The sequence below is a fragment of the Aeromonas enterica genome, assembly GCF_054052465.1.
On record NZ_JBSTYL010000008.1, the window covers coordinates 165855 to 189293 of the forward strand.

The 23439-nt window shown below is 60.6% G+C and carries 20 protein-coding genes and 1 pseudogene; 9 read left to right on the forward strand and 12 right to left on the reverse strand.

Translation table 11 applies throughout. From position 1 onward, the window contains the following. Nucleotides 1-110: 110 nt before the first annotated feature. The 3 genes from glgA to rsmC form a co-directional block, all read right to left on the reverse strand. Nucleotides 111-1571 (reverse strand): glycogen synthase GlgA, encoded by a 1461-nt coding sequence (gene glgA / locus ACW5XD_RS11390; RefSeq protein WP_456494974.1) that lies wholly within the window; start codon nt 1569-1571, stop codon nt 111-113. Continuing rightward, entirely contained in the window at nt 1561-2820 is a 1260-nt protein-coding gene (gene glgC / locus ACW5XD_RS11395; RefSeq protein WP_456494995.1) for a glucose-1-phosphate adenylyltransferase, read from the reverse strand. The genes glgA and glgC overlap by 11 nt, the downstream gene beginning before the upstream one ends. A 107-nt stretch (nt 2821-2927) precedes the next feature. Beyond that, nucleotides 2928-3956 (reverse strand): 16S rRNA (guanine(1207)-N(2))-methyltransferase RsmC, encoded by a 1029-nt coding sequence (rsmC, locus tag ACW5XD_RS11400; RefSeq protein ID WP_456494975.1) that lies wholly within the window; start codon nt 3954-3956, stop codon nt 2928-2930. 279 nt (nt 3957-4235) lie between these two features. Here rsmC and dapA point away from each other — a divergent pair, with 279 nt between their 5' ends. The 4 genes from dapA to ACW5XD_RS11420 all read left to right on the forward strand — a co-directional run bounded on the left by dapA (nt 4236) and on the right by ACW5XD_RS11420 (nt 8608). After that, a complete protein-coding gene (gene dapA / locus ACW5XD_RS11405) occupies nt 4236-5108 on the forward strand; it encodes a 4-hydroxy-tetrahydrodipicolinate synthase (RefSeq protein ID WP_456494976.1) in 873 nt (290 codons plus the stop codon). Between the two features lie 94 nt (nt 5109-5202). Further along, nucleotides 5203-6843, forward strand: a complete 1641-nt coding sequence (locus ACW5XD_RS11410) for a diguanylate cyclase domain-containing protein (RefSeq protein WP_456494977.1) — start codon at nt 5203-5205, stop codon at nt 6841-6843. 4 nt (nt 6844-6847) lie between these two features. Next, nucleotides 6848-7951, forward strand: coding sequence for an EAL and HDOD domain-containing protein (locus ACW5XD_RS11415; protein ID WP_456494978.1), 1104 nt, complete (start codon nt 6848-6850; stop codon nt 7949-7951). A 66-nt stretch (nt 7952-8017) separates the two neighbouring features. Then, nucleotides 8018-8608 carry an HAD family hydrolase gene (locus ACW5XD_RS11420; RefSeq protein ID WP_456494979.1) on the forward strand — a complete coding sequence of 197 codons (591 nt, stop codon included), beginning with the start codon at nt 8018-8020 and terminating at the stop codon, nt 8606-8608. A 140-nt stretch (nt 8609-8748) separates the two neighbouring features. Here ACW5XD_RS11420 and hfq read toward each other — a convergent pair whose 3' ends face one another. Then, the gene (gene hfq, locus ACW5XD_RS11425; protein WP_263679793.1) at nt 8749-9111 is read right to left on the reverse strand and encodes an RNA chaperone Hfq; all 363 of its coding nucleotides are present in this window, start codon (nt 9109-9111) and stop codon (nt 8749-8751) included. 177 nt (nt 9112-9288) lie between these two features. Here hfq and ACW5XD_RS11430 point away from each other — a divergent pair, with 177 nt between their 5' ends. Genes ACW5XD_RS11430 through ACW5XD_RS11440 form a run of 3 tightly spaced genes read left to right on the forward strand, consistent with a single transcriptional unit; the run spans nt 9289 to nt 12774 of the window. Beyond that, nucleotides 9289-10566: a PqiA/YebS family transporter subunit gene (locus ACW5XD_RS11430; RefSeq protein ID WP_456494980.1), complete on the forward strand. Its 1278-nt coding sequence runs from the start codon at nt 9289-9291 to the stop codon at nt 10564-10566. Next, on the forward strand, nt 10559-12205 hold the full coding sequence (pqiB, locus tag ACW5XD_RS11435) for an intermembrane transport protein PqiB (RefSeq protein ID WP_456494981.1): 1647 nt from the start codon (nt 10559-10561) through the stop codon (nt 12203-12205). Before ACW5XD_RS11430 ends, pqiB begins: the two co-directional genes overlap by 8 nt. After that, nucleotides 12205-12774: a PqiC family protein gene (locus tag ACW5XD_RS11440; protein WP_456494982.1), complete on the forward strand. Its 570-nt coding sequence runs from the start codon at nt 12205-12207 to the stop codon at nt 12772-12774. Before pqiB ends, ACW5XD_RS11440 begins: the two co-directional genes overlap by 1 nt. A gap of 79 nt (nt 12775-12853) precedes the next feature. Here the strand turns inward: ACW5XD_RS11440 and ompA are convergent, their stop codons facing one another. Both ompA and ACW5XD_RS11450 read right to left on the reverse strand, forming a co-directional pair. Further along, nucleotides 12854-13888 carry a porin OmpA gene (ompA, locus tag ACW5XD_RS11445; RefSeq protein WP_456494983.1) on the reverse strand — a complete coding sequence of 345 codons (1035 nt, stop codon included), beginning with the start codon at nt 13886-13888 and terminating at the stop codon, nt 12854-12856. Nucleotides 13889-14247: 359 nt separating this feature from the next. Next, nucleotides 14248-15246, reverse strand: coding sequence for an SGNH/GDSL hydrolase family protein (locus ACW5XD_RS11450; RefSeq protein ID WP_456494984.1), 999 nt, complete (start codon nt 15244-15246; stop codon nt 14248-14250). A 237-nt stretch (nt 15247-15483) separates the two neighbouring features. Between ACW5XD_RS11450 and ACW5XD_RS11455 the strand changes: the two genes are divergently transcribed. Next, entirely contained in the window at nt 15484-15864 is a 381-nt protein-coding gene (locus ACW5XD_RS11455) for a YgiW/YdeI family stress tolerance OB fold protein (RefSeq protein WP_456494985.1), read from the forward strand. 69 nt (nt 15865-15933) lie between these two features. Here ACW5XD_RS11455 and mltC read toward each other — a convergent pair whose 3' ends face one another. From mltC to ACW5XD_RS11480, 5 genes are all read right to left on the reverse strand, one after another. After that, complete coding sequence (gene mltC, locus ACW5XD_RS11460) at nt 15934-17034, reverse strand: membrane-bound lytic murein transglycosylase MltC (protein ID WP_456494986.1); 1101 nt, start codon at nt 17032-17034, stop codon at nt 15934-15936. A 151-nt stretch (nt 17035-17185) separates the two neighbouring features. Next, nucleotides 17186-17458, reverse strand: coding sequence for an oxidative damage protection protein (locus ACW5XD_RS11465; protein WP_005313967.1), 273 nt, complete (start codon nt 17456-17458; stop codon nt 17186-17188). An 8-nt stretch (nt 17459-17466) separates the two neighbouring features. Next, nucleotides 17467-18528: an A/G-specific adenine glycosylase gene (mutY, locus tag ACW5XD_RS11470; RefSeq protein ID WP_456494987.1), complete on the reverse strand. Its 1062-nt coding sequence runs from the start codon at nt 18526-18528 to the stop codon at nt 17467-17469. Between the two features lie 101 nt (nt 18529-18629). Further along, entirely contained in the window at nt 18630-19310 is a 681-nt protein-coding gene (exeB, locus tag ACW5XD_RS11475) for a GspB family T2SS assembly factor variant ExeB (RefSeq protein WP_456494988.1), read from the reverse strand. Further along, nucleotides 19310-20953 carry an ExeA family protein gene (locus ACW5XD_RS11480; protein ID WP_456494989.1) on the reverse strand — a complete coding sequence of 548 codons (1644 nt, stop codon included), beginning with the start codon at nt 20951-20953 and terminating at the stop codon, nt 19310-19312. The genes exeB and ACW5XD_RS11480 overlap by 1 nt, the downstream gene beginning before the upstream one ends. Nucleotides 20954-21212: 259 nt before the next feature. Here ACW5XD_RS11480 and ACW5XD_RS11485 point away from each other — a divergent pair, with 259 nt between their 5' ends. Beyond that, nucleotides 21213-22451, forward strand: a complete 1239-nt coding sequence (locus ACW5XD_RS11485; RefSeq protein ID WP_456494990.1) for a multifunctional CCA addition/repair protein — start codon at nt 21213-21215, stop codon at nt 22449-22451. Nucleotides 22452-22581: 130 nt separating this feature from the next. Here the strand turns inward: ACW5XD_RS11485 and ACW5XD_RS11490 are convergent. Beyond that, nucleotides 22582-23307 (reverse strand): annotated as a pseudogene (locus ACW5XD_RS11490) (hypothetical protein); the annotation flags it as partial. Nucleotides 23308-23439 lie beyond the last annotated feature (132 nt).

The window sequence follows — 23439 nt, forward strand, 5'->3', positions numbered from 1 at the left end:
GCGGTGGGGGATTCTATAGAGTTTTGGAAGAGCGTCAACAGCCAAAGGGGACTTTTTTCGCTGTTGACGTTCAAAGCAGTGCTAAGGGCACAAAACTTCAGCAATTAGCGTCATTGACGCGCCAGGGCGTCCTGATACATCTGCTCATACTGGGTGACCGAGTCCGGCCAGTTGAAGCGGGTGTTCATGGCGTTGCGCTGTACCTTGGCAAATTGCTCGGGATCCTGCAGGTAATAGAGCAGGCTGCGGCGCATGGCATCGAGCAGTATGTTGGCGGTCGGATCGTTGAAGCAGAAGCCGGTGGCGTGCTCAGGATCGGCATCCCAGTCCACCACGGTATCTTTCAGCCCCCCCACGGCGCGCACCAGCGGCAGGGTGCCGTAGGCGAGGCTGTACATCTGGTTGAGGCCGCAGGGTTCGAACAGGGAGGGCATGAGAAAGAAGTCGGCGCCGGCTTCTACCAGGTGGGCCAGCCGGTCGTCATAGGTGTTGATGAAGGCAAACTTGTCCGGATATTGCTGGGCCATGGTCTGCAACTGGGCGGCGAGGGAGGGATCCCCCGAGCCCACTATCACCACCTGCACCTTGTGATGCAGGAACTTGTCCAGCACCGGTAGCAGCAGGTGCACCCCTTTCTGTTCGGTCAGTCGGCACACCATGCCGTAGATGGGCACGTCCGTCACCGGCAGGCCCGTTTCCTGTTGCAGCGTCTGCTTGCAGACTTGTTTGCCGGCGAGGTTGTCGACGTCATAGGTGGCGGGCAACAAGTCGTCGAAGGCCGGATCCCAGTCCTGATAGTCGCAGCCATTGAGAATGCCGCGCAGATCGGCCGCTCGTTGCTGGAAGATGCTGGCCATGCCATGTGCGCCCAGGTGGGTCAGCAGCTCGCTGGCGTAGTTGGGACTGACGGCGTTGATCTTGTCGGCATAGATCACCCCGCATTTGAGCAGGTTGACGTGGCCGTAGTCATAGCTGATGCGCTGTTCGTAGTCGGCTATCTCGGGCACGGCCCAAAATTGCTGGCGATCGAACACCCCCTGAAAGGCCGCGTTGTGAATGCTGATCACGCTGCGGGTGTGCTGGAAGAAAGGGTTGTGGGCATGACGGGTTTTCAGCAGCAGTGGCAGCAAGCCGGTATGCCAGTCGTTGCAGTGCGCGATGTCGGGTGCGAAGTCGAGCTGCTCGCAAGCATGCAGTGCCGCAGCAGCCAGAAAGGCGAAACGTTCTCCGTTGTCCGGATAAGCCTGGTTATTCTCGGCATAGAGCTGGGGCCGATCGAAATATTGCGGACAGTCGAGCAGGTAGACGCAAACGCCTTCCAGCGCCATCTGATAGATGCGATAGCCGATATCTGGCAAACCTGGATGGGTTGGCAGCCAGCGCGAGACCAGCAGCTTGGCCTCATCCCGCCGTTTTATCGTCTTGTAGAATGGCAGAATGATCCTGACATCATGCCCCTTCTGGGCCAGATACAGCGGCAGGGCTCTGGCCACATCGGCCAGGCCCCCAGTCTTCACAAGCCCCTCAACTTCCGAGGCAACAAACAGGATTTTCAGTGGGTTAATAGCCAACTCTTGCTCCCTTAGGTACCACGACGATACCGCCTTCGGATACGGTAAATCTCTCTCTGTCATGGTCCAGATTTTCACCGATCACGGTGCCGGGCGCAATTTCAACGTTTTTATCTATGATGGCACGCCGAATGGAGCAGCCCTCGCCAATCTTTACATCCCCGAGCAGTACCGACTCGCTGATGTGGCTGCAAGGGCCTATGTTGCAGCGAAAACCCAGGATGGAGCGCTGGATTTGGCTGCCCTGAATGAAACAGCCGCCGGAGATCAAGGAGTTGGCAATTTTGACTTTGCAGTCATCGGTATCGACGAAGGTGGCGGGTGGCAGGGGTGGATAATGGGTGTGCAGGGGCCACTTGCGGTTGTAGAGAGAGAAGGGGGCATCGTCGGCAACAAGATCCATGTGAGCTTGCCAGTAGGAGTCAAGCGTCCCCACATCGCGCCAGTAGACGTTGGGCTTCTCGCCCGGGATCACGTTGGTACTGTAGTCATAGACATAGACGGGAGCGCGCGGGAACAGGTTGGGGATAATGTCCTTGCCGAAATCGTGGCTGGAGTTCTCCTCGGCGGCGTCACGCTTGAGCTCGCGAGAAAGCGCCTCGGTCTCGAAGATGTAGTTGCCCATGGAGACCAGTGCCTGAGTGGGATCCCCCGGGATGTGCTTTGGGCGTTTGGGCTTTTCTTCGAAGCCGATCATGCGCCCCTCCTGATCCACCTCGATCACCCCGAAGGCGCTCGCCTCCTCGATGGGCATGCGCAGGGCGGCGACGGTCAGGGCGGCTGCCTTCTGTTTGTGAAACGTCACCATCTGGCTCACATCCATCTTGTAGATGTGGTCGGAGCCGAAGATACAGACGTGCTCGGGGTCAGAGATCTCGATGAAGCGCAGATTCTGGTAGATGGCATCGGCCGTGCCGTCATACCAGCGTTTACCCATCCGCATCTGGGCCGGAATGGGATCGATGAAGCGGTCTGTGATGCCGACTATGTTCCAGCCCTTCTTCATGTGCAGATAGAGGGACTGGGACTTGAATTGGGTTAATACGTAGATGCGCAGGAAGTCTGCGTTGACGAAGTTGTTGAGGACGAAATCGATCAACCTGTAACTGCCGCCGAACGGGACGGAGGGCTTGCTGCGAGTGGTGGTCAGCGGCTGGAGACGGGTTCCTTCGCCGCCAGCCAGTATCATGGTGAGTATGCCTGCCATCGTATTTCTCTCCCTGAATTCATACTGTGAAAAGGTTTTCAGCTCGCTGCAAAAAAACACCCCTAAAGGGGTGGCTTGAAGTGTAACAATTACCTTATCAGATCCCGTATGGGGCTCTCTACCTGTTTCCTGTGACAGGTTAGACTTATTTATCCTTTGCTCAGATACACCTTGAATTTGTTGTCACTGCGGATCACTTCGGTCCGTTTGAAGTGCGTATCCAGTATAGGTTGATATCGCAGGAAGGCGTTGGCGACTATGGTCAGGCCACCGTTCGCTGACAGATATTCCGGCGCCTTGGCGAGGAAGGTTTCGGTGGCGGCATAAAAGGTCTTGAGCCCCGCGTGGAAGGGGGGATTAGATATTATCTGGTCAAACTTTTCCTGGATGTCGGAGTAAACGTCCGAGGCATGGACCTTTCCCTGCAAGCCATTGACGGCCAGGGTGCGACGGCTCGACTCCAGCGCCAGTGCGCTGATATCCACCATGCTGACTTCCAGCCCCGGATTACGCTTGGCCAGCACCGAGCCGATGACACCGGCGCCGCAACCAAAATCGAGCAGTTTGCCTCGCATCGGCGGCAGGCTGGCCAGCAGCATCTGGCTGCCCAGATCCAGCTCGTCTGCACTGAATACCCCCGGCAGCGCCAGCACGGTCAGTTCCGTCTCACCGGCTTTGCATTCATATCGGCTGAACCAGGCGTCCAGTTCGAACGGCGTTACCGGTTTGCTCAGCTCACCGTGATAGAGGGAGCAACGGCGCGCCGAGTCGCGCTTGACGGGCTTGGCGCCGTAAGGGACCAGCAGCTTGTCGGCGCCGTTGATGCCGCCGCGATTCTCACCGGCCAGAAACAGGTCGGCGCCCGCCTCCAGCAGGGGAGCCATCATGGCCAGCAGGTATTGGGCCTCGGCCTTGGCCTTGGGCATCAGCAGCAGCAGGGCGTCGAAGCGGGGCGCGCCGCCGAGCTGGTGATCGAACAGGATGGCGTTCCCCAGTACGGCCTGCTGGCTGCGGTAGTAGCAATAATCCGTGGTGAACACGGTCAGGGATTGGGCCAGCTCGGCCAGTTGGCGGGGATAGTCATCCTCCAGCGTCCCGCAGACAAGTAGCCGCTTGCCGACAAAGAGGGCTTGGTTTCGTTCCAGCATCTGGCTGACGGCACTGACAGGGCGGCTCATCGGGTCTCTCCACACAATTTTGGGCGGCCATTATACATAGCCCCTTTCGCCTTGACATTTATGCCGTGTTCCCGAAATATGCCCAGACACCATTTTTTGACCAGAGATGATGAAATGCGGTTCAACGGGTTGAAACGAAAGCACAAGAAAAGCCTGACATTCGGGCCTGCCGACGTTCGCGCGTAACCTCTCATCCCTGATGAAGATTCAAACCCCGGTTGCGCAGCCCGTACCGGGGTTTTTTATTGCCATATGCGAGTCAACGGAGAAGGAGATCCCATGTTTCAAGGTTCGATAGTTGCCCTGATCACCCCATTTCGACAGGGCCAGCTGGATGAGGCCGCACTGGCCCGCCTGGTAGAGTGGCACATAGCGCAGGGGACCCACGGTATAGTGCCGGTCGGTACCACGGGCGAGAGTCCGACCCTGACCCACGATGAGCATTGCCGGGTGGTGGAACTGGTGGTCAAGCTGGTGGCGGGGCGCATTCCTGTGATCGCTGGCGCCGGCTCCAACAACCCGGTAGAAGCCATCGAATATACCCGCCACGCCGAGCAGGCGGGGGCCGATGCGACCCTGCATGTGGCCGGTTACTACAACCGTCCCAATCAGGAGGGGCTTTACCACCACTTCAAGGCGGTGCACGACGCGACTGCCAAGCCCATCATCATCTACAACATTCCGCCGCGCGCCATCGTTGACGTGCAACCGGCAACCTTGGCCCGCTTGGCCGAACTGCCGCGCATCGCTGGCGTGAAGGATGCCACCGGCGACTTGGCCCGCCCCTGGACCGAGCGCCAGCTGATCAAGAAGCCCTTTGCCTGGCTCTCCGGTGAAGATGCCACCGCGGTGGCCTACAACATAGGTGGCGGTCAGGGCTGCATCTCGGTCACTGCCAACGTGGCCCCCAAGCTGGTGGCTGAGGTACAGAACCTGACGCTGGCCGGTGAGTGGCAGGCTGCCCGTGAGTTGCAGGACACGCTCATTCCGCTGCATCAGGCCATGTTCGCCGAGCCGAGCCCGGCGGGCGCCAAGTATGCTGTCTCCCTGCTGGGCTTTTGCAGCGAAGAGTGCCGCTTGCCGGTGATGCCGCTCTCCGAGGCGACCCGCGAACGCATCCGCAGTGCGATGCAGGCATTGAATTTGTTATAAAAAGTGGGCTCTGGATCGCGCTTTTGACTGCCTAGTCAATTAATGTGCAATGTTTGCCGATATACTCGCTTGGATACAACCAAGGATGGCAGGCATGCAGGAATGGGATCCAGAGCACTTCACCAGTTTTGAACACCTCTGTGAAGTGACGCTGGCAACGGTCAGGGAAAAAACCGAAGCCGAACTGATTTACCTGTGGTTGCGGGCACCCGAGTCCCAACTCTACAGTTTTCAGCTCGATCAGGGGCTGATCTGCTTGAATGCGGACATTGCCGCGTCCCTCAAACTCCCCGTCATCTTCATCGAACACGCCTTCGACAAGGGCCAGCTGGTAGTCGAGCAGATAGCCCCGACAACCGATGTCTGGGAGACGGTTGAACCCGAAATCCCGCGTCTGCGAGCCTGCTTCCCGCTCAAACGCCAGAAGGGGCTGAAGGCCGTGGTCTATCTGGAGACCCGCCGTCGTCTCGATCGTCTCTCCCGACGCCAGCAGCAGAGCATCCAGCTGCTGATGCACTACCTGGCCGCCGAGCTGGAGAGCCGGTTGCTCGCCAGCCAGATCGATCAGGAGCGGGATCAGCGCAGGCACACCCAGGCCGATCTCATCCGCAGCCAGGCGCTGCAAGACTCTTTCCTCAGCCTGTTGCAGGCGCTGCATCAAGTGGGGGTCAAACTCTCCCGTTGCGACAGCGAGCATCAACTGTTGCACGATGCGGTGGCGCTGGCCCGTCAGGATCTGCAATTCGACCGCATCGCCATCTTCCTGGTCGATGCCGAGTTCAAGACCATGCACGGCACCTGGGGTACCAACGAGGCGGGTGAACTCATCGACGAGCACCACTTCGTCAGCCCGATTCCGGAGCACCCCACTGTGCAGGAGGCCCTGCGTCGCAAGGACTATGTGCTGGTGCTGGAAGATGCGCCGCTCTACTACGAAAAGCAGGAGGTGGGGCGCGGCTGGAATGCGATGGTGTCGCTGTGGGACGGTGCCACTCCCATCGGTTGGATCGCGGCCGACAACCTGCTGTGGCGGCGGCCGCTCAAGGCGTACCAGAGCGAGATCTTCAAGCAGTATGCGGCCATGCTCTCCCAGCTGTTGATCCGTCAACGCACCCAGGCCGCGCTGGAGCGCTTCAACCGGGAGCTGGAACAGAGGGTCAGCGAGCGTACCATGCAATTGGCTGAGACCAACCGGGCGCTGGAGGAGGCCAACAAGCGGTTGTCGCTGCTGTCGCTGGAAGATCCCCTGACCGGTATCGCCAACCGTCGCCACTGGGATCTCACCATGCAGCGGGAGTGGGAGTGGGCCCGTCGTCACCAGAGCCTGCTGGCGGTGTTGATGATCGACGTGGACGAGTTCAAGTCCTACAACGATCACTTCGGCCATGCCAAGGGGGATCAATGTCTGCAACAGGTGGCCAGCCTGCTGCAGGAGGCGGAGCGCCGGCGTACCAATCTGGTGGCCCGCTATGGCGGGGAGGAGTTCGTGATCCTGCTGTGCGGCCCACAACCCGAAGAGGCCGAGCGGTTGGCGGAGCGGATTCACGGGGGGCTCAGTGAATTAAAGATCCCACATCCGGCTTCCCGAGTTGCTGATTTCATTACGGTTAGCATAGGCTTTAGCTATCTGGTTCCCTCGCTGGATGGAACATGGCAGAGCTTGACCGAACAGGCCGATCAGGCGCTCTATCATGCCAAGTCGCAGGGGAGGGCGTGTACGCTAGCCTATCGGTGAGCCCATGTTGTTACGTCGTTATCCCATCTTCAATCGTCGTCTCGCCCTCGTTGCCTATGGCATGGACTATCAGCTTGCCGACCCCGCTGAATGGACTCTTCTCGCTACGCAATGCCGTCTGCTGGCCCAGGGGCGCCAATACTTGCTGCCCTTCAGCCACGAACAACTCGATGAGCAACGTCCCCTGCTGTTCGATCAGGACACTATCCCACTGGTCGAGGCCTCGACCGAGCGTTTGCCCGCCTCGTTTCCCGTACTGGCCCAGTGGCGCGACTATCGGCGCCGCCTGGCCGTGCATGGCGCCCAGCGTGAGCCCCGCTGGTTCAACGCCTCCCGGCTGCTGGTGTTCTGGATGGGGGAGGAGGGGATCAGCCAGCCGACCGAGCACAAGCGGATGGCGCTCGACATCGAGACCTGGGGCGATTTTCTGCCGCTCAAGGAGGCGGGGGTGGACTTCTTTGCCGGCGGTTTCCTGGCTCGTCCCGAGCTGGTGAATCAGCGCGCCGCCCAGCCGGACATGAAGCTGGTGCAGGAGATACTGCAAATCATCTGCCATGAAGAGTTCTCCTTTGCCAGGGTCGCCAGCCTGCTGGAGCAGGACGCCTGGCTGCCGGGCCAGCTGATGACCTATGTCAACGCCCCCGGCTTCGATCACGCCAGCCCCATCGTCTCGGTCACGCGGGCGCTCTCCTATCTGGGGGAGCAGGAGATCCGCAAGTTCGTGCTCATCTACGGGCTGGCGCGGGTCAGTCAGCACATGCCGGAGGCTTGTACCCGCATGGCCATCGCCCGTGGCCGTTTCTGCGAGCTGATCGCCGTGACTGCGCTTGGCAAGGCAGCCGCCAGCTGGGCGTTTCTGGTGGGGCTGGTATTGGATGGTTCTCTGCTCTCCGAACAGCTCAAGGCCCATCTGCCCAAGGATGTGAAGCGGGCGCTCGAGTCCAGTGAGGGGCCACTCTTTCATCTGTTTCAGCTGGTGAAGACCTATGAGCAGGGGGACTGGCCGTTGCTTGCCCAGCTGGCGCCGAACTACCAGCTGGATCCCGCCAAGCTGACCCCCATCTATTTTCAGGCACAAATGTGGGGGCAAGCGTTTCTCGCCACCTAGGTCATGGCGACGGGGTGCGGCTCTGGCTAGAATGGGGACCCATTTTCAGACATAGACTCCCGCACCATGACCCTCTCCGGATTTCAAGGCCTGGTATTTGACCTCGATGGCACCCTGGTGGACTCCATGCCACTGCACCTTGCCGCCTGGGCACACACGGCCCGGGAGTTTGGCTTTCACTTCGATGCCGACTGGTTCTATGAGCTCGGTGGCATGCCGAGCCGCAAAATTGCCCTGCTGGTCGCCGAGCAGCAACAGATAGCCCTGGATCCGCTGGTAGTGACCCGTTGCAAGACGGATCACTACGTGGCCAACCTGCACAAGGTCACCGTCTTTCCGGCCATGCTGGAACTGGTTCAGGGCTACCATGGCCGCATCCCCATGGGAATAGGAACAGGGTCGCCCCGTATCAATGCCGAGGCCGTGCTGCGCAATACCGGGCTGGATCGTTACTTTCCCGTGGTAGTGACCGCCGACGATGTGGAGCTGCACAAGCCCCATCCAGATACGTTTCTGCTGGTTGCACGTCGACTGGGTGTCGAGCCGGCGACCTGTCTGGTGTTCGAGGATACCGGGATCGGCGTACAGGCCGGTCAGGCTGCGGGCATGCGGACCTGCATGGTCAGGGATGGCAAACCGGTCGACTTGCAGTATTGAGGAGAAGGAAGGTGAAGCTGGCGGATCCACTCGGAGGAAGAGTGGAGTCCATTCTCATACGGGACAGACATGATAAATGAGAATGGACTCGGTCACCCTTTGACGCAGCGCTGGCGTGGGGGGTGATTCAGGCAAGCGCATTACTGCTCGCTGCTACCGCCGCCCTGATTGTCATCGTAACGACTAGGGGCGCCATGGGGACGTGGCGCCATGGAAACGCGTGGCTTGCGGGCACGCTGTATGCTGACCTGGGGACGGCCGGAGTGCATGGCGATGGTGGAGATTTTGGCCTTGTAGACCAGCTGCTGGTTGCCATGGGCATCGGTCAACAGCACGCTGTACTGGTCGAAACCGCTGATGGTCCCCTCCAGCTTGATGCCGCTCACCAGGAAGATGGCGACCTGACTGCGATTCTTGCGCAACCAGTTGAGGGCAGAATCTTGCCCGTTCCCGAGGGAGAAGGCTTGCTCGATCGTGGAGTAGCTTGGGGATTCAGTTGTCATAAATTATTGTCCCGCGGAAAAAAAGTGGCGTTTGATTGTGCTAAATGGTCACTTGCTTGTCAAAGTCATTCTCACACCGGGTCAGGATGGTGCAACGACAGGGCTGGTCGGCGGGGGCTGCTGCTGCAATAATTGGCGGCTCTGGTCCCGTGGCGGACCTCATGCTGGGGTTTCATTTTGCATCCGGTTTCAAACCAACACCAACCCACCTATACCCATGACGCGACCGCGTGTGAAGAGTGTGACCTGCTGGTGCCGGCCACCACATTGGCCGTGGGGGAGGCGAGCAGCTGTCCGCGTTGCGGTCATACCCTGAGCTGCCATCTGCCGGAGCAGGAGCGCAGGCCAATCGCTTATGGCTTTGCAGCCATCATCATGTTCGTGCTCTCCAACGCCTTTACCTTCATGTCCTTCTCGGCCAAGGGGGTGGGGCAGGAGATGACGTTTCTGCAGTGCATCACCACCCTGGTGGATCAGGGCTATCTGTTTCTGGGCGCCGTACTGAGTCTGACCCTGATCGGCCTGCCGCTGGTCTACATCGGCTCCATCATGCTGGTGCTGTGGCGGGTCGACAAGGATTTGCACAGCAATGCCCTGCGCTCTCTTGGCCGGCTGCTGTGCCGGATCAAGCCCTGGCTGATGGTGGATGTGTTCCTGATCGGGGTGCTCATCTCGCTGGTCAAACTGATGGGGATGGCCGACATCAAGATGGGGCTGTCGTTTTGGGCCTTCGTCGGCTATACAGTGCTGCTCATCAAGATGATCTCGTCGCTGGACCGGATGTGGCTGTGGCAACGGCTGTTCGGCCCGACCGAGGTCCGCGAGCTGGATGTGGATGCCGAGGCGGGGGCCATGGCGTCCGGGTTGGTGAGTTGTCACATCTGCGGCGCCCTGAGCGAAGCGGGTGAACACAGCTGCCCGCGCTGCGGCGGCAAGCTGCACAGCCGCAAGCCGGGCGGCCTGAACCGGACCTGGGCCCTGCTCTTTACTTCCGTGATCCTCTATGTGCCCGCCAACTTGTATCCCATCATGGACACCGTCTTCTTGGGGGATGACAGCCCCTCCACCATTCTCGGCGGCGTGGTCTTGCTGTGGGCCATGGGCTCCTACCCTATAGCCGCGGTGATCTTCTTTGCCAGCGTGGTGGTTCCGCTGGTGAAAATCCTGGCGCTGTTGTGGCTTTGCTATATGGTACAGCGCGGTCATGGGGCCTCACCCCTTGGCAAGCTAAAACTCTATCGCATGACTGAATTTGTGGGACGCTGGTCAATGATCGACGTCTTCGTGGTGGCCATTCTGGCGGGCCTGATCCGGCTCGATAACCTGATGACCATTTATCCGGGCCCCGCGGCCGTCGCATTTGCGGGTGTGGTGCTGATCACCATGGTGGCTGCAATGAGTTTCGATTCCCGCCTGATCTGGGATTTACAACAAGGAGAACGCGAACGTGAGTGAGCGTAAGAAAAGGTGGAAACCCGGCTCTGATTTTCTGAGCTCGGCCGCCGCAATCTGGATGGTGCCGCTGCTGGCGCTGTTCATCGGCATCTGGATGTTGTTCCAGCACTGGTATTCGCAAGGTCCCAGCTTCACCCTGACCGTGGCCACCGCCGAAGGCATAGTGGCGGGCAAGACGGTGATCCGCTCCCGCGAGGTGGAAGTGGGTCGTATTGAGGCGGTGGAGCTCAGCAAGGACTACAGCCATGCAGTGCTGAAGGCTCGCCTGACCAATGCCGCCGCCGGCATGCTCAAGAAAGACAGCCAGTTCTGGGTGGTCAAGCCCAGGATTGGCCGGGAAGGGGTGTCGGGTCTCGGCACCCTGCTCTCCGGCGCCTACATCGAACTGGCTCCCGGCAAGAAGGGCAAGGCGCGGGACGAGTACGCGATGCTGGACAAGCCACCGCTGGCCTCCCTGGATGCCAAGGGGTTGCGGCTCTCCCTGAGCAGCCGGGATACCCGTGCGCTCGGGGTGGGCTCGCCCATCAACTACCAGGGCTTCACCATAGGTCAGGTGGAAGAGGCGAAATTCCTGCCCGAGAAGAGTGAGATGCAGTACCAGATCTTCATCAACGCCCCCTATGACATGCTGGTGAGCAGCAACTCCCGCTTCTGGATGACGCCAGGATTCGAGGTCTCCATGAGCAGCGAGGGGATGAAGGTGAAGATGGATTCGCTGGAGAGCCTGCTCGACGGCGGCATCACCATGGGCCTGCCTCCGGGCTGGGCACCTGGCGAGCCAGCCAGGCAGATGGATGACTTCACTCTGTTTGAGGATCAGGCCAGCGTACTGGCCGGTAGTCTGGATCAGTTCATCGATTACGTTTTCCTGTTTGAAGACAGCGTCGGCGGCCTGCATCCGGGGGCGGCGGTGGAGTATCGCGGCATTCGGGTCGGTACCGTCATCTCGGCCCCCTATCTCATTGACGAGAAAGGGGTGCAGATATTCCAGAACCGGCAGATACCGGTATTGGCACGTATCGAGGTGCAGCGCCTCTCTCATCGCTACGCCAATGCGGAGAAGGAGCAGTGGCGCGCCCTGTTCGGCAAGCAGTTCCAGGAGGGGTTGCGGGCGACGCTCAAAACGTCCAGCCTGTTGACCGGTGGCAAGGTAGTGGATCTGAACTTCTATCCGGATGCACCCAAGTATCAGACCATCAAGCTGGCCGGTTATCAGGTGTTCCCGACCGTACAGGCCGGGTTGGACCAGATCGAGCGCAAGGTGAACCAGATCCTCGACAAGTTCGTCGATATGGACACGTCCCAGACCCTGACCCAGGTCAACCATACCCTGGCCACTCTGGACCAGACCCTCAAGAACGTCAGCGCGGTGAGCGCCAATCTGGACAAGTTTACCGGCCAGAGCGCGACCCAGCAGTTGCCGGTGTCCCTGAACGACAGTCTGAAGCAGTTGCAGCGCACTCTGCAAGAGTACGATGCCAACTCCCAGACCAATCAGGATCTGCGTCAGTCGGTACAATCGCTCAATCAGCTGATGCGTGAGCTGCAGCCACTGGTGCATTCGCTCAACGAGCAGCCGAGTTCGTTGATCTTCGATCGCGCCCGTCCCCGTGATCCCGAGCCCAAGCGAGGCCAATGATGAAAAAACCTATGATGACGCTGGTCTTGCTGGGCCTGCTTGCGGGTTGCAGTTCGGCCCCGACGGCGCTGCACTACTACTCCCTCGACACCGAAGCGCAGCAGCCAACCACGATGACGGCGCAACCGCAGCATCAGCTGGTGCTGCGCCCCGTCACCCTGTCCGGCCAGCTGGACAGGATCAGCCTGGTCTATCAGCTGGAAGGCAAGGAGCTGCACTTCGCCGAGTACCATCGCTGGGCCGGCTCTCTCGATGCCCAGCTCAATCAGCTGACCCTGAACGGCCTCTCCAGCCGGCTGCCCGGCTGGGTGGTGCGTCAGGACGGTGCTCGCAAGGGGCCTGTGCTGACCATCTCGGTCGAACGTTTCCAGGGGCGCCACGACGGGCGCGCGGTGCTGAGTGGTCGCTGGCGACTGCTGACGGAGGAGGGCACTGTCCTGCGTGATGTTCCCTTCCAGCAGGTGCGGGTGTTGCCAGAGGATGGTTATGGCTCCCTGGTCAGCGAACTGGGACAGGGCTGGCAGCAACTGCTCGACCAGATTGCGGCAGAGGTGCGAAAGGGCGCCTGAGGCCGCAGTCATGAATGAAAACGGGAGGCCAGAGGCCTCCCGTTTTTTATCCAGACACCGCGAACGCGGTGTCACGCACTTACTGCTGGGCTTCAGATACCCCTTCCACCTTGACCTCGACCCGACGATCCGGAGCCAGGCAGACGATCAGCTCACGCTTGGATTTGCTGGTGCAGCTATCGCCGGTGACAGGGGAACCCTTGCCACGTCCTTCCACATTGACCTTGCCTGCCGGCAGGCCCTTGCCGACCAGGTAATCGGCGACTGTTTGGGCACGCTGCTCGGAAAGCTTCTGGTTATAGGCATCCGAGCCGATACGGTCGGTATAGCCGATCACGGTGGCAACGCCATCCTTGGGTCGGGCCTGCTCAATCTGGCCGTAGAGGTTATCCAGCGCCTGCCCACCTTCCGCTTTGAGGGTCGCCTTGTTGAAGTCGAACAGCACGTCCGAACTCAGGGTGAACTGCTTGTCGACCACCACGGGTTCCGGTACGGGGGCTGGCACCGGGGCCGCGACCACGGGAGCGACCTGACCGAAGCGGTAGACCACGGCGACCGCCAGCAGGCCGTTGTCCATACGCAGCCCAGTATCATCACGACTGCCATATGGTGTGGAATATTGATATTCAAGACGGGCAGCCCACTCGCGGTTGAAGGCATACTCACTGCCTAATGCACCAACAAAGTTAAATCGACCATCCCCCCCCTTTAGGTCGCTGTTGGCTGCAGCATATCCACCACCAACACGACCGTATAGATCTAGGTTATCAGTGACAGGGAGTCCCAACTTCAAGGTCAGATGAACAAGTTGAGCCTGCACTTCATCATGGAAAGCTACTCCAGTTGTTGTGAAGGCATCATATTTATATTTACCTAGATAATCATAACCATATTCGATGCCTAGATTGCGGTTGACTTGGTATCCGGCAAACAAACCGGCCCCCAATGCATCATTTGTTTCATTGTCCAAAGCAAAATTATTGCTTTCATCAATACCATAGAAGTTGGACCAACCCAGCTTGGCGCCGCCATACCAGGTGTTGTCTTGTCCGGCAGCCTGGGCGTTGGCCGCAAGCAAACCTGAAACCAGCAAGGTAATCAGTGTTTTATTCATGTTGAGCCTCTGCAATTTCATATTGGGGGGGAGGTTGTTTTGAGGTCGCCTCTCCTTATGGGTCGGGGCTTATAGCACAGCCACAACAGATTAAAGGTAGTCGCTTTTCATGGGTTCTCAAGCAACTGATATAAAACATATTGTGATTATTATTGCCGCAGTTGGGTGGTGTAATTTGATCTCTGGAACGAGGTGGCAAGCAATAGGCAGGATCGCACCGAGGTGGGCATGAAGGGCAAGAGATAGGGCTGTGCTTGGCGCTGACCATCATCAGGCGGCGGTATCGTGCAGCGCTGTCGCTGATGGAGGTTGTCGTGACGAGGCAGAAGAGGGGCCGACCGAGTGTCGGCCCCTTGTCATCAGTGGGCGAGGAACTCGTACTGGCTCTCGATGAAGGTGGCGGCGCGCTCGCTCAGGGCGGCGTGCACGACCGTGGTTGGGTGGACCTGATCCCAGAACATCTTGCCCTCACAGTCGAGGGTGCTGGCGCTGCGGCGGGCCATAGGGCTGGCGACGGCCTGTGCCAGCAGCGGGTTGCCGGCGATGGCGAGGCGCTCCTGCGGGTTGAAGGCGGAGAGCTGGCTGTCAGTGCTGGAAGCAAACGGCTTCCATACATAGCTGCCACCGTAGCAGGCATTTTCTGTGTCGCTCAGGCCAAAATTCTGCGGATCACGCAGCATCTCGGCAAACTGTTTGTCGATCTCGAACAGTTTCACCATGCCGGTAGGGGCCAGCTGGCGTGCCAGGTTCAGCAGCAGCTGGTTGTGGTAGGCGGAGACATGGCTGGCCGCCTCGACCACCTTCTGGCTGCGGGCCGACGGGTTCTGGCCCAGATCCGGCAGGTTGAACAGCAGTATCTGCTTGGCACCGTTCAGCACCATGCGGTTGGCCGCATCGCTGATGGCGTCGCGCACCCGCTTGGCATCCTGTTCTGTGTTCCAGCCATAGGCCAGATAGTCGTTGGCACCGACCCAGAGGATCACCAGATCGTCCGGCTTGAAGCTGTCTTTTTGCAGGAACTGGGTGACCTCGTAGTCCAGGTTGTTGATGACCTGATACTTGGGATTCCAGGAGATCTTGTTGTAAGCCACTGCGGTGGCTCCGCCTTCCGCCTCGTTGGCGATGGTCAGCCCAGGGAACTGCTTGGTCAGCTGCTCCAGCCAGACCGGTCCGTTGGAGAAGCGGCCCTGATAGTACGGGGGACTGGATGGGAGGTAACCGCGCATCTTGCTGTACATCTTGCCGGTATCGGAGAGGCTGTCGCCAAACATCACTATCCGGGAGAAGGCGGGACGGCTGTCGGCTGCCTGAACTGTCAGCGCGGCCAATCCCAATAAACACACAAACCATTTTTTCATCTTGTTGTTCTCGTTGATTTGAAAGCAGGTGGTGCCTGCAGGCTATTCCTCGATAGGCAAACGGGCTGGGAAGCTGTTTTGCCATCTTGCAGGGTATCCAGCCGAATTAAATTTCGCAGCAGGCGGGGATGATTAAATCGATTACGCTCACATCCCCTCACCCAGATGGGGAGGCTTCACGTTTGTTTCACGCCCCGGCGTGCACACTGCTCCCGTACCCAATGACAGGAGCATGAAATGAACAAGGCAAGCGTAATCGGTCTGTTGACCCTGATGTCCATCTCTTCTTTTGCCATGGCGGCCTATACCGGCCCGCAGGAGCAAAACAAGGTGTCCGTCACTCAGTTGAAGGATCTGGCCGATGACAGCTGGGCCACCCTGGAAGGGAAGCTGGTCAAGCACCTGGGCGGCGAGAACTACATGTTCCGTGACGCCAGTGGCGAGGTGGAAGTCGAAGTGGATCAGGATGTGTGGCGCGGTATTGAAGTGGGCCCGGACGATCTGATCCGTATTCGTGGCGAGGTGGACCACAGCTGGAACAAGACCGAGGTAGAGGTGGATAGCCTGGAGAAGGTCGGTGCAGCACCGCAGAGCAAGGGCGGGTTCATCGCCAAATAAGGCTTGAACTTGCACGCCAGACGTAAAAAAGGGCGCCTCCATGGAGGCGCCCTTTTGCTGTTTGTCTGTTTAGCCGGTGCGGGCCAGCGTGCGCTTGAATCCCTTCTCGGCCTGATTGACCTTGTAGAGATAGCGTCTGGCCTCCGCCTTGGGATGCTGTTCGGTCAGGATCTGGTACACAGCCTCGGGGGAGAGCTGGTTGATCATGCCGGGCGCGGCCTTGCGGTCGCTGGAGAAAGTATTCAGCACTCCGCCGGCACCGCCGTTGTAGGCCGAGATGACGGCATAGCGGCGAGAGAGCGGATCCTGAATGTCCACCAGATAGACGGTCTGCAACAGGTGCAGGTAGGCAGTGCCCACGTCTATGTTGTAGGCAGGATTGAACAGGTCCTCCCGGGTCGGCTGGCCGTTCTTGCCTTTGACCCGCACGTAGACGTCCCGTCCGGCGGTGGCCGGGATCACCTGCATCAGACCATAGGCGTTGGCGTGGCTGACCGCATAGGGGTTGAAGCTGCTCTCGGTCTTGATCACCGCGTAAATGAGGCTCTCGGCGACCCCGTACTTGCGGGACGCTTCCCGTATGATGCCGGCATACTTGTAACCCCGTCTGTCCTCGTGGTTGGCCACCATGGGGATATCGACGAAGAAGATGGTGCGTATCCCCAGGGTCCGCTTCTTCATCGCCGTGCTGAGCAGGTAATCGGCGTAGCGCTCGGCGCGCCAGTCGAAGCGGATCGGCTGGCCCAGGTTGTCCAGCACCTGACCATAGAGGAAGGGTTCGCCGCCGGGCAGGATTTCACGGTCTGAGTAAAGATCCACTTCTGCCGGGTCGTCCGGGGTCAGCAGGGTTTCTATGATGGCACGGCGCAGGTGGGCACGGGGGTCGATCCCGGAGACGGTTTCCACCATGATATGGCCGCTGGAGAAGTCGATGTGAGCCCGGCTCTTGTACTGATCCGTGTATTTGACGTAGTCAAATTTACCGGCGAACAGCGCCTCGCGCCCCCATATCTCGTTCACGTTATGGGAGAGTGCGCTGATCATGTGTTCGAAACCGCGAATGTCCTTGCCGTTGACCAGATCATCATCCTCACTCCCGCTGGGCTTGGGGGAGGATGAGCAGGCAGAGAGAAACAGCAGGGTACACAGCAGCCAAAAAATTCGGCCCATAGGATCCTCAAACTGGGCGGCGGGGCCGCCCGTCATTCATTGGCTGCGAGCTGTACCGCAGTCGATGGCCCACAGATACAACTCATAGGTCAGTCTGTGAACCGAGAGACGCATCGTCGTTGATTGCTCACAGGTACAACTCATAGGCCGGTCACTGGCTGGGAGGGGTATAACCGTCTATGGCCACTTCACCCGCTTCAAACAGGTAGCTCACCATCTCTTTTTCCAGCAGCTGACGATGCTCCAGATTCATCATGTTCAGCTTCTTCTCGTTGATCAGCATCACCTGCTTCTTCTGCCATTCGGTCCAGGCTTCCTTGCTGATGTTGTCAAAAATCCGCTTGCCGAGTTCACCGGGATAGAGTTGGAAATCCAGGCCCGGGCCCTCTTTTTTCAGGCGTTGGCAAAATACAGTACGGCTCATGTTGACCTCTATGGTTGTAAGTCCGGGTAGGCGAGCAGGCGGGCCGTGGCGGCAGCCAGACCCACCTCTGCAGGATGGCGTAAGTTATACCAGAGTCGGTTATCCGCTTCCATGAGCTGGGGGGCCGGTGGCGCATCCATTTCAATCAGGAAAGGCTGAATATCGAGATGGAAGTGGCTGAATGTATGCCGAAATCCGCTGAGTTCCCGATAATCATGGCCGCTCAGCCCGAGCCGCTGCATCAGCCCTTCGACCTCCGTCAGCGACTCCACCTGCGGGAAGCAGTAGAGCCCGCCCCAGATCCCCTGTGGCGGCCGCTTCTCCAGCAACAGCTGGTCGCCGTGACGAATGAGCAACATGATGCCAGTGCGGGCCGGAATGCTCTTCTTGGGCTTGCTGTTGGGATAGGCGGTGGGCTTGCCCTGCGACAGTCCCTGGCAATCTGCCTGCACAGGGCAGCGCTCGCAGGCGGGTTTGCTGCGGGTGCAGACGGTGGCCCCCATGTCCATCATGGCCTGGTTGTAGTGGGCTACACCGAGCTTGGGCGTGAGGCGGATGGCCAGTTCCCACAGATCGTTCTCCACCTGTTTCTGGCCGGGCCAGCCCGGCAGCGCCAGCCAGCGGGTGAGTACCCGCTTCACGTTGCCGTCCAGAATGGCGTGGGGCTGGCCGAGAGAAAGGGAGAGCACGGCACCCGCGGTGGAGCGGCCGATCCCCGGTAGCGCCATGACCTCTTCCAGCCGCTCCGGGAACAGGCCGCCGTGCAGCTCGCAGATCTGCCGGGCCGCCTTGTGCAGGTTGCGGGCGCGGGCGTAATAGCCGAGCCCGGTCCAGTGGTGCAGCACCTCGTCGATGGGGGCATGGGCCAGGGCCTGCACGTCGGGGAAGCGAGCCATGAAGCGTTGATAATAGGGGATCACGGTGGCGACCTGGGTCTGCTGCAGCATGATCTCGGAGACCCAGACCCGATACGGTGTCTTGTCCTGCTGCCAGGGCAGGGTCTTGCGGCCGTGGATCTGGTACCAGTCCAGGATCCGGGTGGCGAAGGTGGTGTTGTCTGAATTGCTCACATGGCTCTCATGTTATTGATTAAAAAGGGGAGCTCTCAGGCTCCCTCTTGAAATGGCCGCCAAATCAGCGTGGCTGATCTGGCCTTTGGGTCGCAATGGGATCAGCCACGCCAGTCCTGCAGCGCCTTGAGGCTGACGTTCTGGCCCGCCACCTGCAGGATGATGTAATCCTGGGCGATGGCGATCAGGGTCAGTCCGGGCGCGACTTCGCTGCCCTCGCGAAACTCACGTCCGTTCAGCATCACGGCCCGTTTGGCCGGGTTGGACGAGAAGACGTGGGAACCGTAGGCCAGGGCGGGGATCCGTTGCTTCAGTTCCTGCGGCAGGGCGCTGATTGGCATGGCCTGAGGTTCGTTCTGGGCCTGTGGCGCCGTATCCTCCATCAGCGGTGTGCTGTTGAGTGCATTCAAAATGCGCTCGGCCAGCCCCTGACTGGCGTTGGCGGCAGGGGCACTGTCATTGGGGGCGACTCTGGGGCGCACCACGGGTTCCGGCAGCGGCGGGGGCAGCGGGCGGGTGATCATGGGCCTGGGTTCGACCCGCACGAATGGCGGCGTGACCACCTCTTTCACCTCCACCGTCTTCTCGATGGGGCGGTTGTTGAGCAGGTGCCAGCCATAGTTGGCGCCCGCCCCCATCAGCAGGGCAAGCGGAGCCAGCAGCCACCAGATCCAGCGCCGGTTCTGCTCCTCTTCCTGAGTGACGGGCAGCCCCATCGCCGGAATATGGGGGGTGAACTGGGGCTGGTCGGCCCGGCGCAGTGCCTTGAGCAGGGTAGACATCAGGAAGCCTCCTCCGACAATGTGGCCATGGGCTCATCGTTCATGGTATCCGGCTTGGCCGGTGTGCTGGCGCGCTGGGACTCATCTTCCAGCTTCGGCATGGGTTCACCGGCCATCACGTTGAGGCGCAGCAGGGTATTGCTGCCGGCGATGCCGTCCGGGTTGAGCCCTTGCTCGCGCTGGAACTGCTGCAACTTGCTCTTGAGCTCGGCGTCGAAGCGACGCACCTTGCGATCCGGCTGTTGCAGGGCACGGCTGAGGGCGTTGTCCAGCCACTGCACCTGGGTCGCCCCGGCATTGTTGCCGATCAGGGCGACGCCGCCCTTGGGCATGCGCCAGAGCAGGGTGTAGCTGCCGCCCCAGAAGTCGGACAGCCACTGCCTGTCCACTTGCCAGCTCTGGTTGCCGATGAGCAGGTTGGCCTTGTCCGGCCCCAAGCTGACCAGGGTTGCGTAATAGATGCCGCCCGTCTCGTCGGTCAGGCTGATGAGGGCCGGGTGCTGCAGGGCCTGCAGCTCCGCCAGCGAGGCGTCCCCCTCCTGGCAGCGCAAGCCGGCGCGCGGTGCGTTGTCACAGGTCGCCTCCTCCAGCTCGGTCTGGTAGCCCCACACCTTGTAGAGATTCTGCATGGCGCTATCCGGCTCCAGCGCCTGATTGATGGCGCGGGTCAGCTGCTCCTGCTGCTCCGGGGTGTCGTCCACCTTGACCGGCACCTCCACCTTGATCACGGGGCGCTCGGGGAAGAAGCCGAAGAACTGCCAGCCCCACCAGCCGGTCGCGACCAGCAAGGCCCCTGCCAGGGCGACCATGAGGCCGGACTGCCAGGTGCCTTCGTCGCGAATGCCGCTCACCTCATAAGCCGCCAGGCTGATGTCGCCGTGCACTATCTTGTGGCTGCCACGGGCGAAGGCGGCGATCAGGGCGCGATCGCAGATGAGGTTGATGAGGCGGGGAATGCCGCCGGAGAGGCGATGCAGGGTCTGGAGCGCCTTGGGGGTAAAGATGGGCTGCACGCAGCCCGCGACCTGCAGCCGGAAGCGGACATAGGCATCCACGTCCTGATGCGACAGCGGCAGCAGGTGATAACGTGCCGTGATGCGCTGGGCCAGCTGGCGCAGCAGGGGCTGGCGCAGCATCTGTTGCAGCTCTGGCTGACCGATAAGCACTACTTGCAGCAGCTTCTTCTCGTCGGTTTCCAGATTGGTGAGCAGGCGCAGTTGCTCCAGCACGCCGGGCAGCAGATGCTGGGCTTCATCCACCAGCACCACGCTGCGCTTGCCCGCCGCCAGGTTGGCCAGCAGGTGATCGCGAATGAGATCGAACAGCAGCTTGAGACCGGCGTCCTTGTCGTACGGCAGCTGGAACTCGTCACAGATGGCCGCCAGCAGGTCACGCTCGGTCAGGGATGGATTGAGGATGTAGGCGATCTCGGTCTCGGCCGGCAACTGTTGCAGCAGGCAGCGGGAGACGGTGGTTTTACCGGTTCCCACTTCCCCGGTCAGCAACACGAAGCCTCCCCCATCCTGCAACCCGTAGTTTAGGTGGGCGAGGGCCTCCCCGTGACGTTCACTCATATAGAGGTATTTGGGGTTGGGCGAGATGGAGAACGGGGGCTCCGACAGACCGAAGAACTGTGTGTACATAAGGATCCATTCCATTGTTATGGGCGGCAGGTTAAAGCCTCCCCACTGGGATGTCAAAGACCCGGATGCCATAAGGGGGGCTGGCGCGGCTGGCAGCCACAACCGCTGTTTTTATCGAGTGTGATCTGGTTGTCGTGAGGAGGGGGTACAGCGCCTGTCGGGGGATCACGGTAGCGTGATTGGGGGGGAGTGGCGGTGTCATCGTGCCCGCCAGACAAAACCGGTATAATCGAGGCAGGTTTATCAAGGGAGACAGAGATTGCAGACTTATCTGGTTGGGGGCGCGGTGCGGGATCGCCTGCTGGGATTGCCGCAGGGCGATCGGGATCACCTGGTGGTGGGGGCGACCGTGGAGCAGATGCTGGCGCTTGGGTTCACCCAGGTTGGCCGCGACTTCCCCGTGTTTCTCCATCCCAAGACCCAGCAGGAGTACGCGCTGGCCCGCACCGAACGCAAGCAGGGCCGCGGTTATACCGGGTTTGTCTGCCACGCCTCCCCCGAGGTGACGCTGGAGCAGGATCTGCTGCGCCGGGATCTCACCGTCAATGCCATCGCCGAGGATGAAGAGGGTCGGCTGCATGATCCCTACGGCGGCATCCAGGATCTGGAGCGGCGGGTGCTGCGTCACGTCTCCCCGGCCTTTGCCGAGGATCCGCTGCGCATCCTGCGGGTCGCCCGCTTCGCCGCCCGTTTCCATGCCCAGGGCTTCGTGGTGGCTTCCGAGACGCTGGCGCTGATGCGCGAGATGACCGATGCCGGCGAGCTGGCCCACCTGACCCCGGAGCGGGTCTGGAAGGAACTGGAGAAGGTGCTGCTGGGCGAGACCCCCCAGATCTTCTTCGAGGTACTGCGTGAATGTGGCGCCCTCAAGGCGCTGTTCCCGGAGCTGGACGCCCTGTTCGGTGTGCCGGCGCCCGCCAAGTGGCACCCGGAGATAGACACAGGCATCCACACTCTCATGGTGCTGGGGCAGGCGTGTCGCCTCTCCCCCGAGCTGGCGGTGCGCTTCGCCGCCCTGTGCCACGACTTTGGCAAGGGGCTGACCCCGCCCGCCTTCTGGCCGAGCCACCACGGTCACGGCCAGAAGGGACTGCCGCTGATCCGCGACTTTTGCGAGCGTTTTCGGGTGCCGAACGACTGCCGCGATCTGGCGCTGTTGGTGAGCGATCTGCACACTCATATCCACATCGCCTTCGAACTCAAGCCCGCGACCCTGCTCAAGGTGTTCGACAAGGCGGATGCCTGGCGCAGACCCGAGCGTTTCGCCCAGCTGCTGGACGCCTGCCGCGCCGATTTCCACGGCCGAACCGGCTTTGAGGAGCGGGTCTATGCCGAGCCCGATTATGTGGCCCAGGCGCTCGGCGCAGCCCAGGTCGTGCCCGTGAAGGAGATAGTTGCAGCCGGTTTCAAGGGCGAAGCCATTCGCGAGCAGCTCGCCAAGCGCCGGCTCGATGCCATCAGCCGGGTGCGGGACGAGTGGACCTTTATCGAGGAGTAGGCGCGGCTTCTGCCAGCTGTCCGCCATGAAAAAGCCCGGGTCAGTGACCCGGGCTTTTTGCTGAGGCGTGCTTCAATAGGCGCGGGCTGGGGCTGTCGGCCGAGGATGTCGCTGCCCGGGCAAGGTCCGTTCAGGGTTCGCCCGGGCCGAAACGGCCGTGGACGGGGTCGTAGAAATAGGCCTGGTAGTCGAAATCTATGTCCTTGATGAAGGGGTTCTCCAGCCGGAACAGGCGGCGGGTGTTGAGGTGGGCGAAGGTGAGTGAGGGCTTGAAGGTCTTGAGCCAGTGCGCCTGCAGCGAGCCGTCTCGCCAGGCGGCCTTGAGCCCGGCCTGTACCCGCTGGATCGCCTGCCGATTGGCATTGTGGGTGAAGAAGACGCGGGGCAGGGGGTAGTAGAGGGCTATGTTCTCATCCATGACCAGCCCTTTTATCCCCTTGTGGTTCAGCTTCTCCTGAGGCAACTCGTTGATCCCGCGGCAGAAGAGATCGAAGCGGCCACGTGCCACCATCTTGAACAGCTGCTCGTAGCCTTCCACCTCCTGCACCCGGAACCCGGCTTGCTGCAGGATCTTCACATCAAGCCAGCCCTTGCCCTGACCCAGGTCGAACTTTTTCAACTGCGCCAGGCTGGTCACCCTGGCGACGGCGTTTTTCTGCTGGGGGCTGACGAAGCAGATACGGTAGCTGACGATGCCGAGATGGATGGGAAAGCGCACATAGTCGATGCCGGTCATGTCACGGTCTGAGTGGTAGCTGTCCATGGCAAACAGGTTGGGGTAGTCGTTGAAGCGCAGGCTGATCCACATCCTGGCCAATGTCATGGGCGGGGCGGCTTGCAGACGATAGTCGCCGTGGGGGGGGGGGGGGGGGGGGGGGGCGCCCCCCCGGGCGCCACGACGGCTCACCTGCTGGAGCGTCAACCCAAGCTGGCCGGCGTGGTGGCTGTCGATGCCGACGAGAACCGCCTCAAGCGGGTGCAGGAGAAC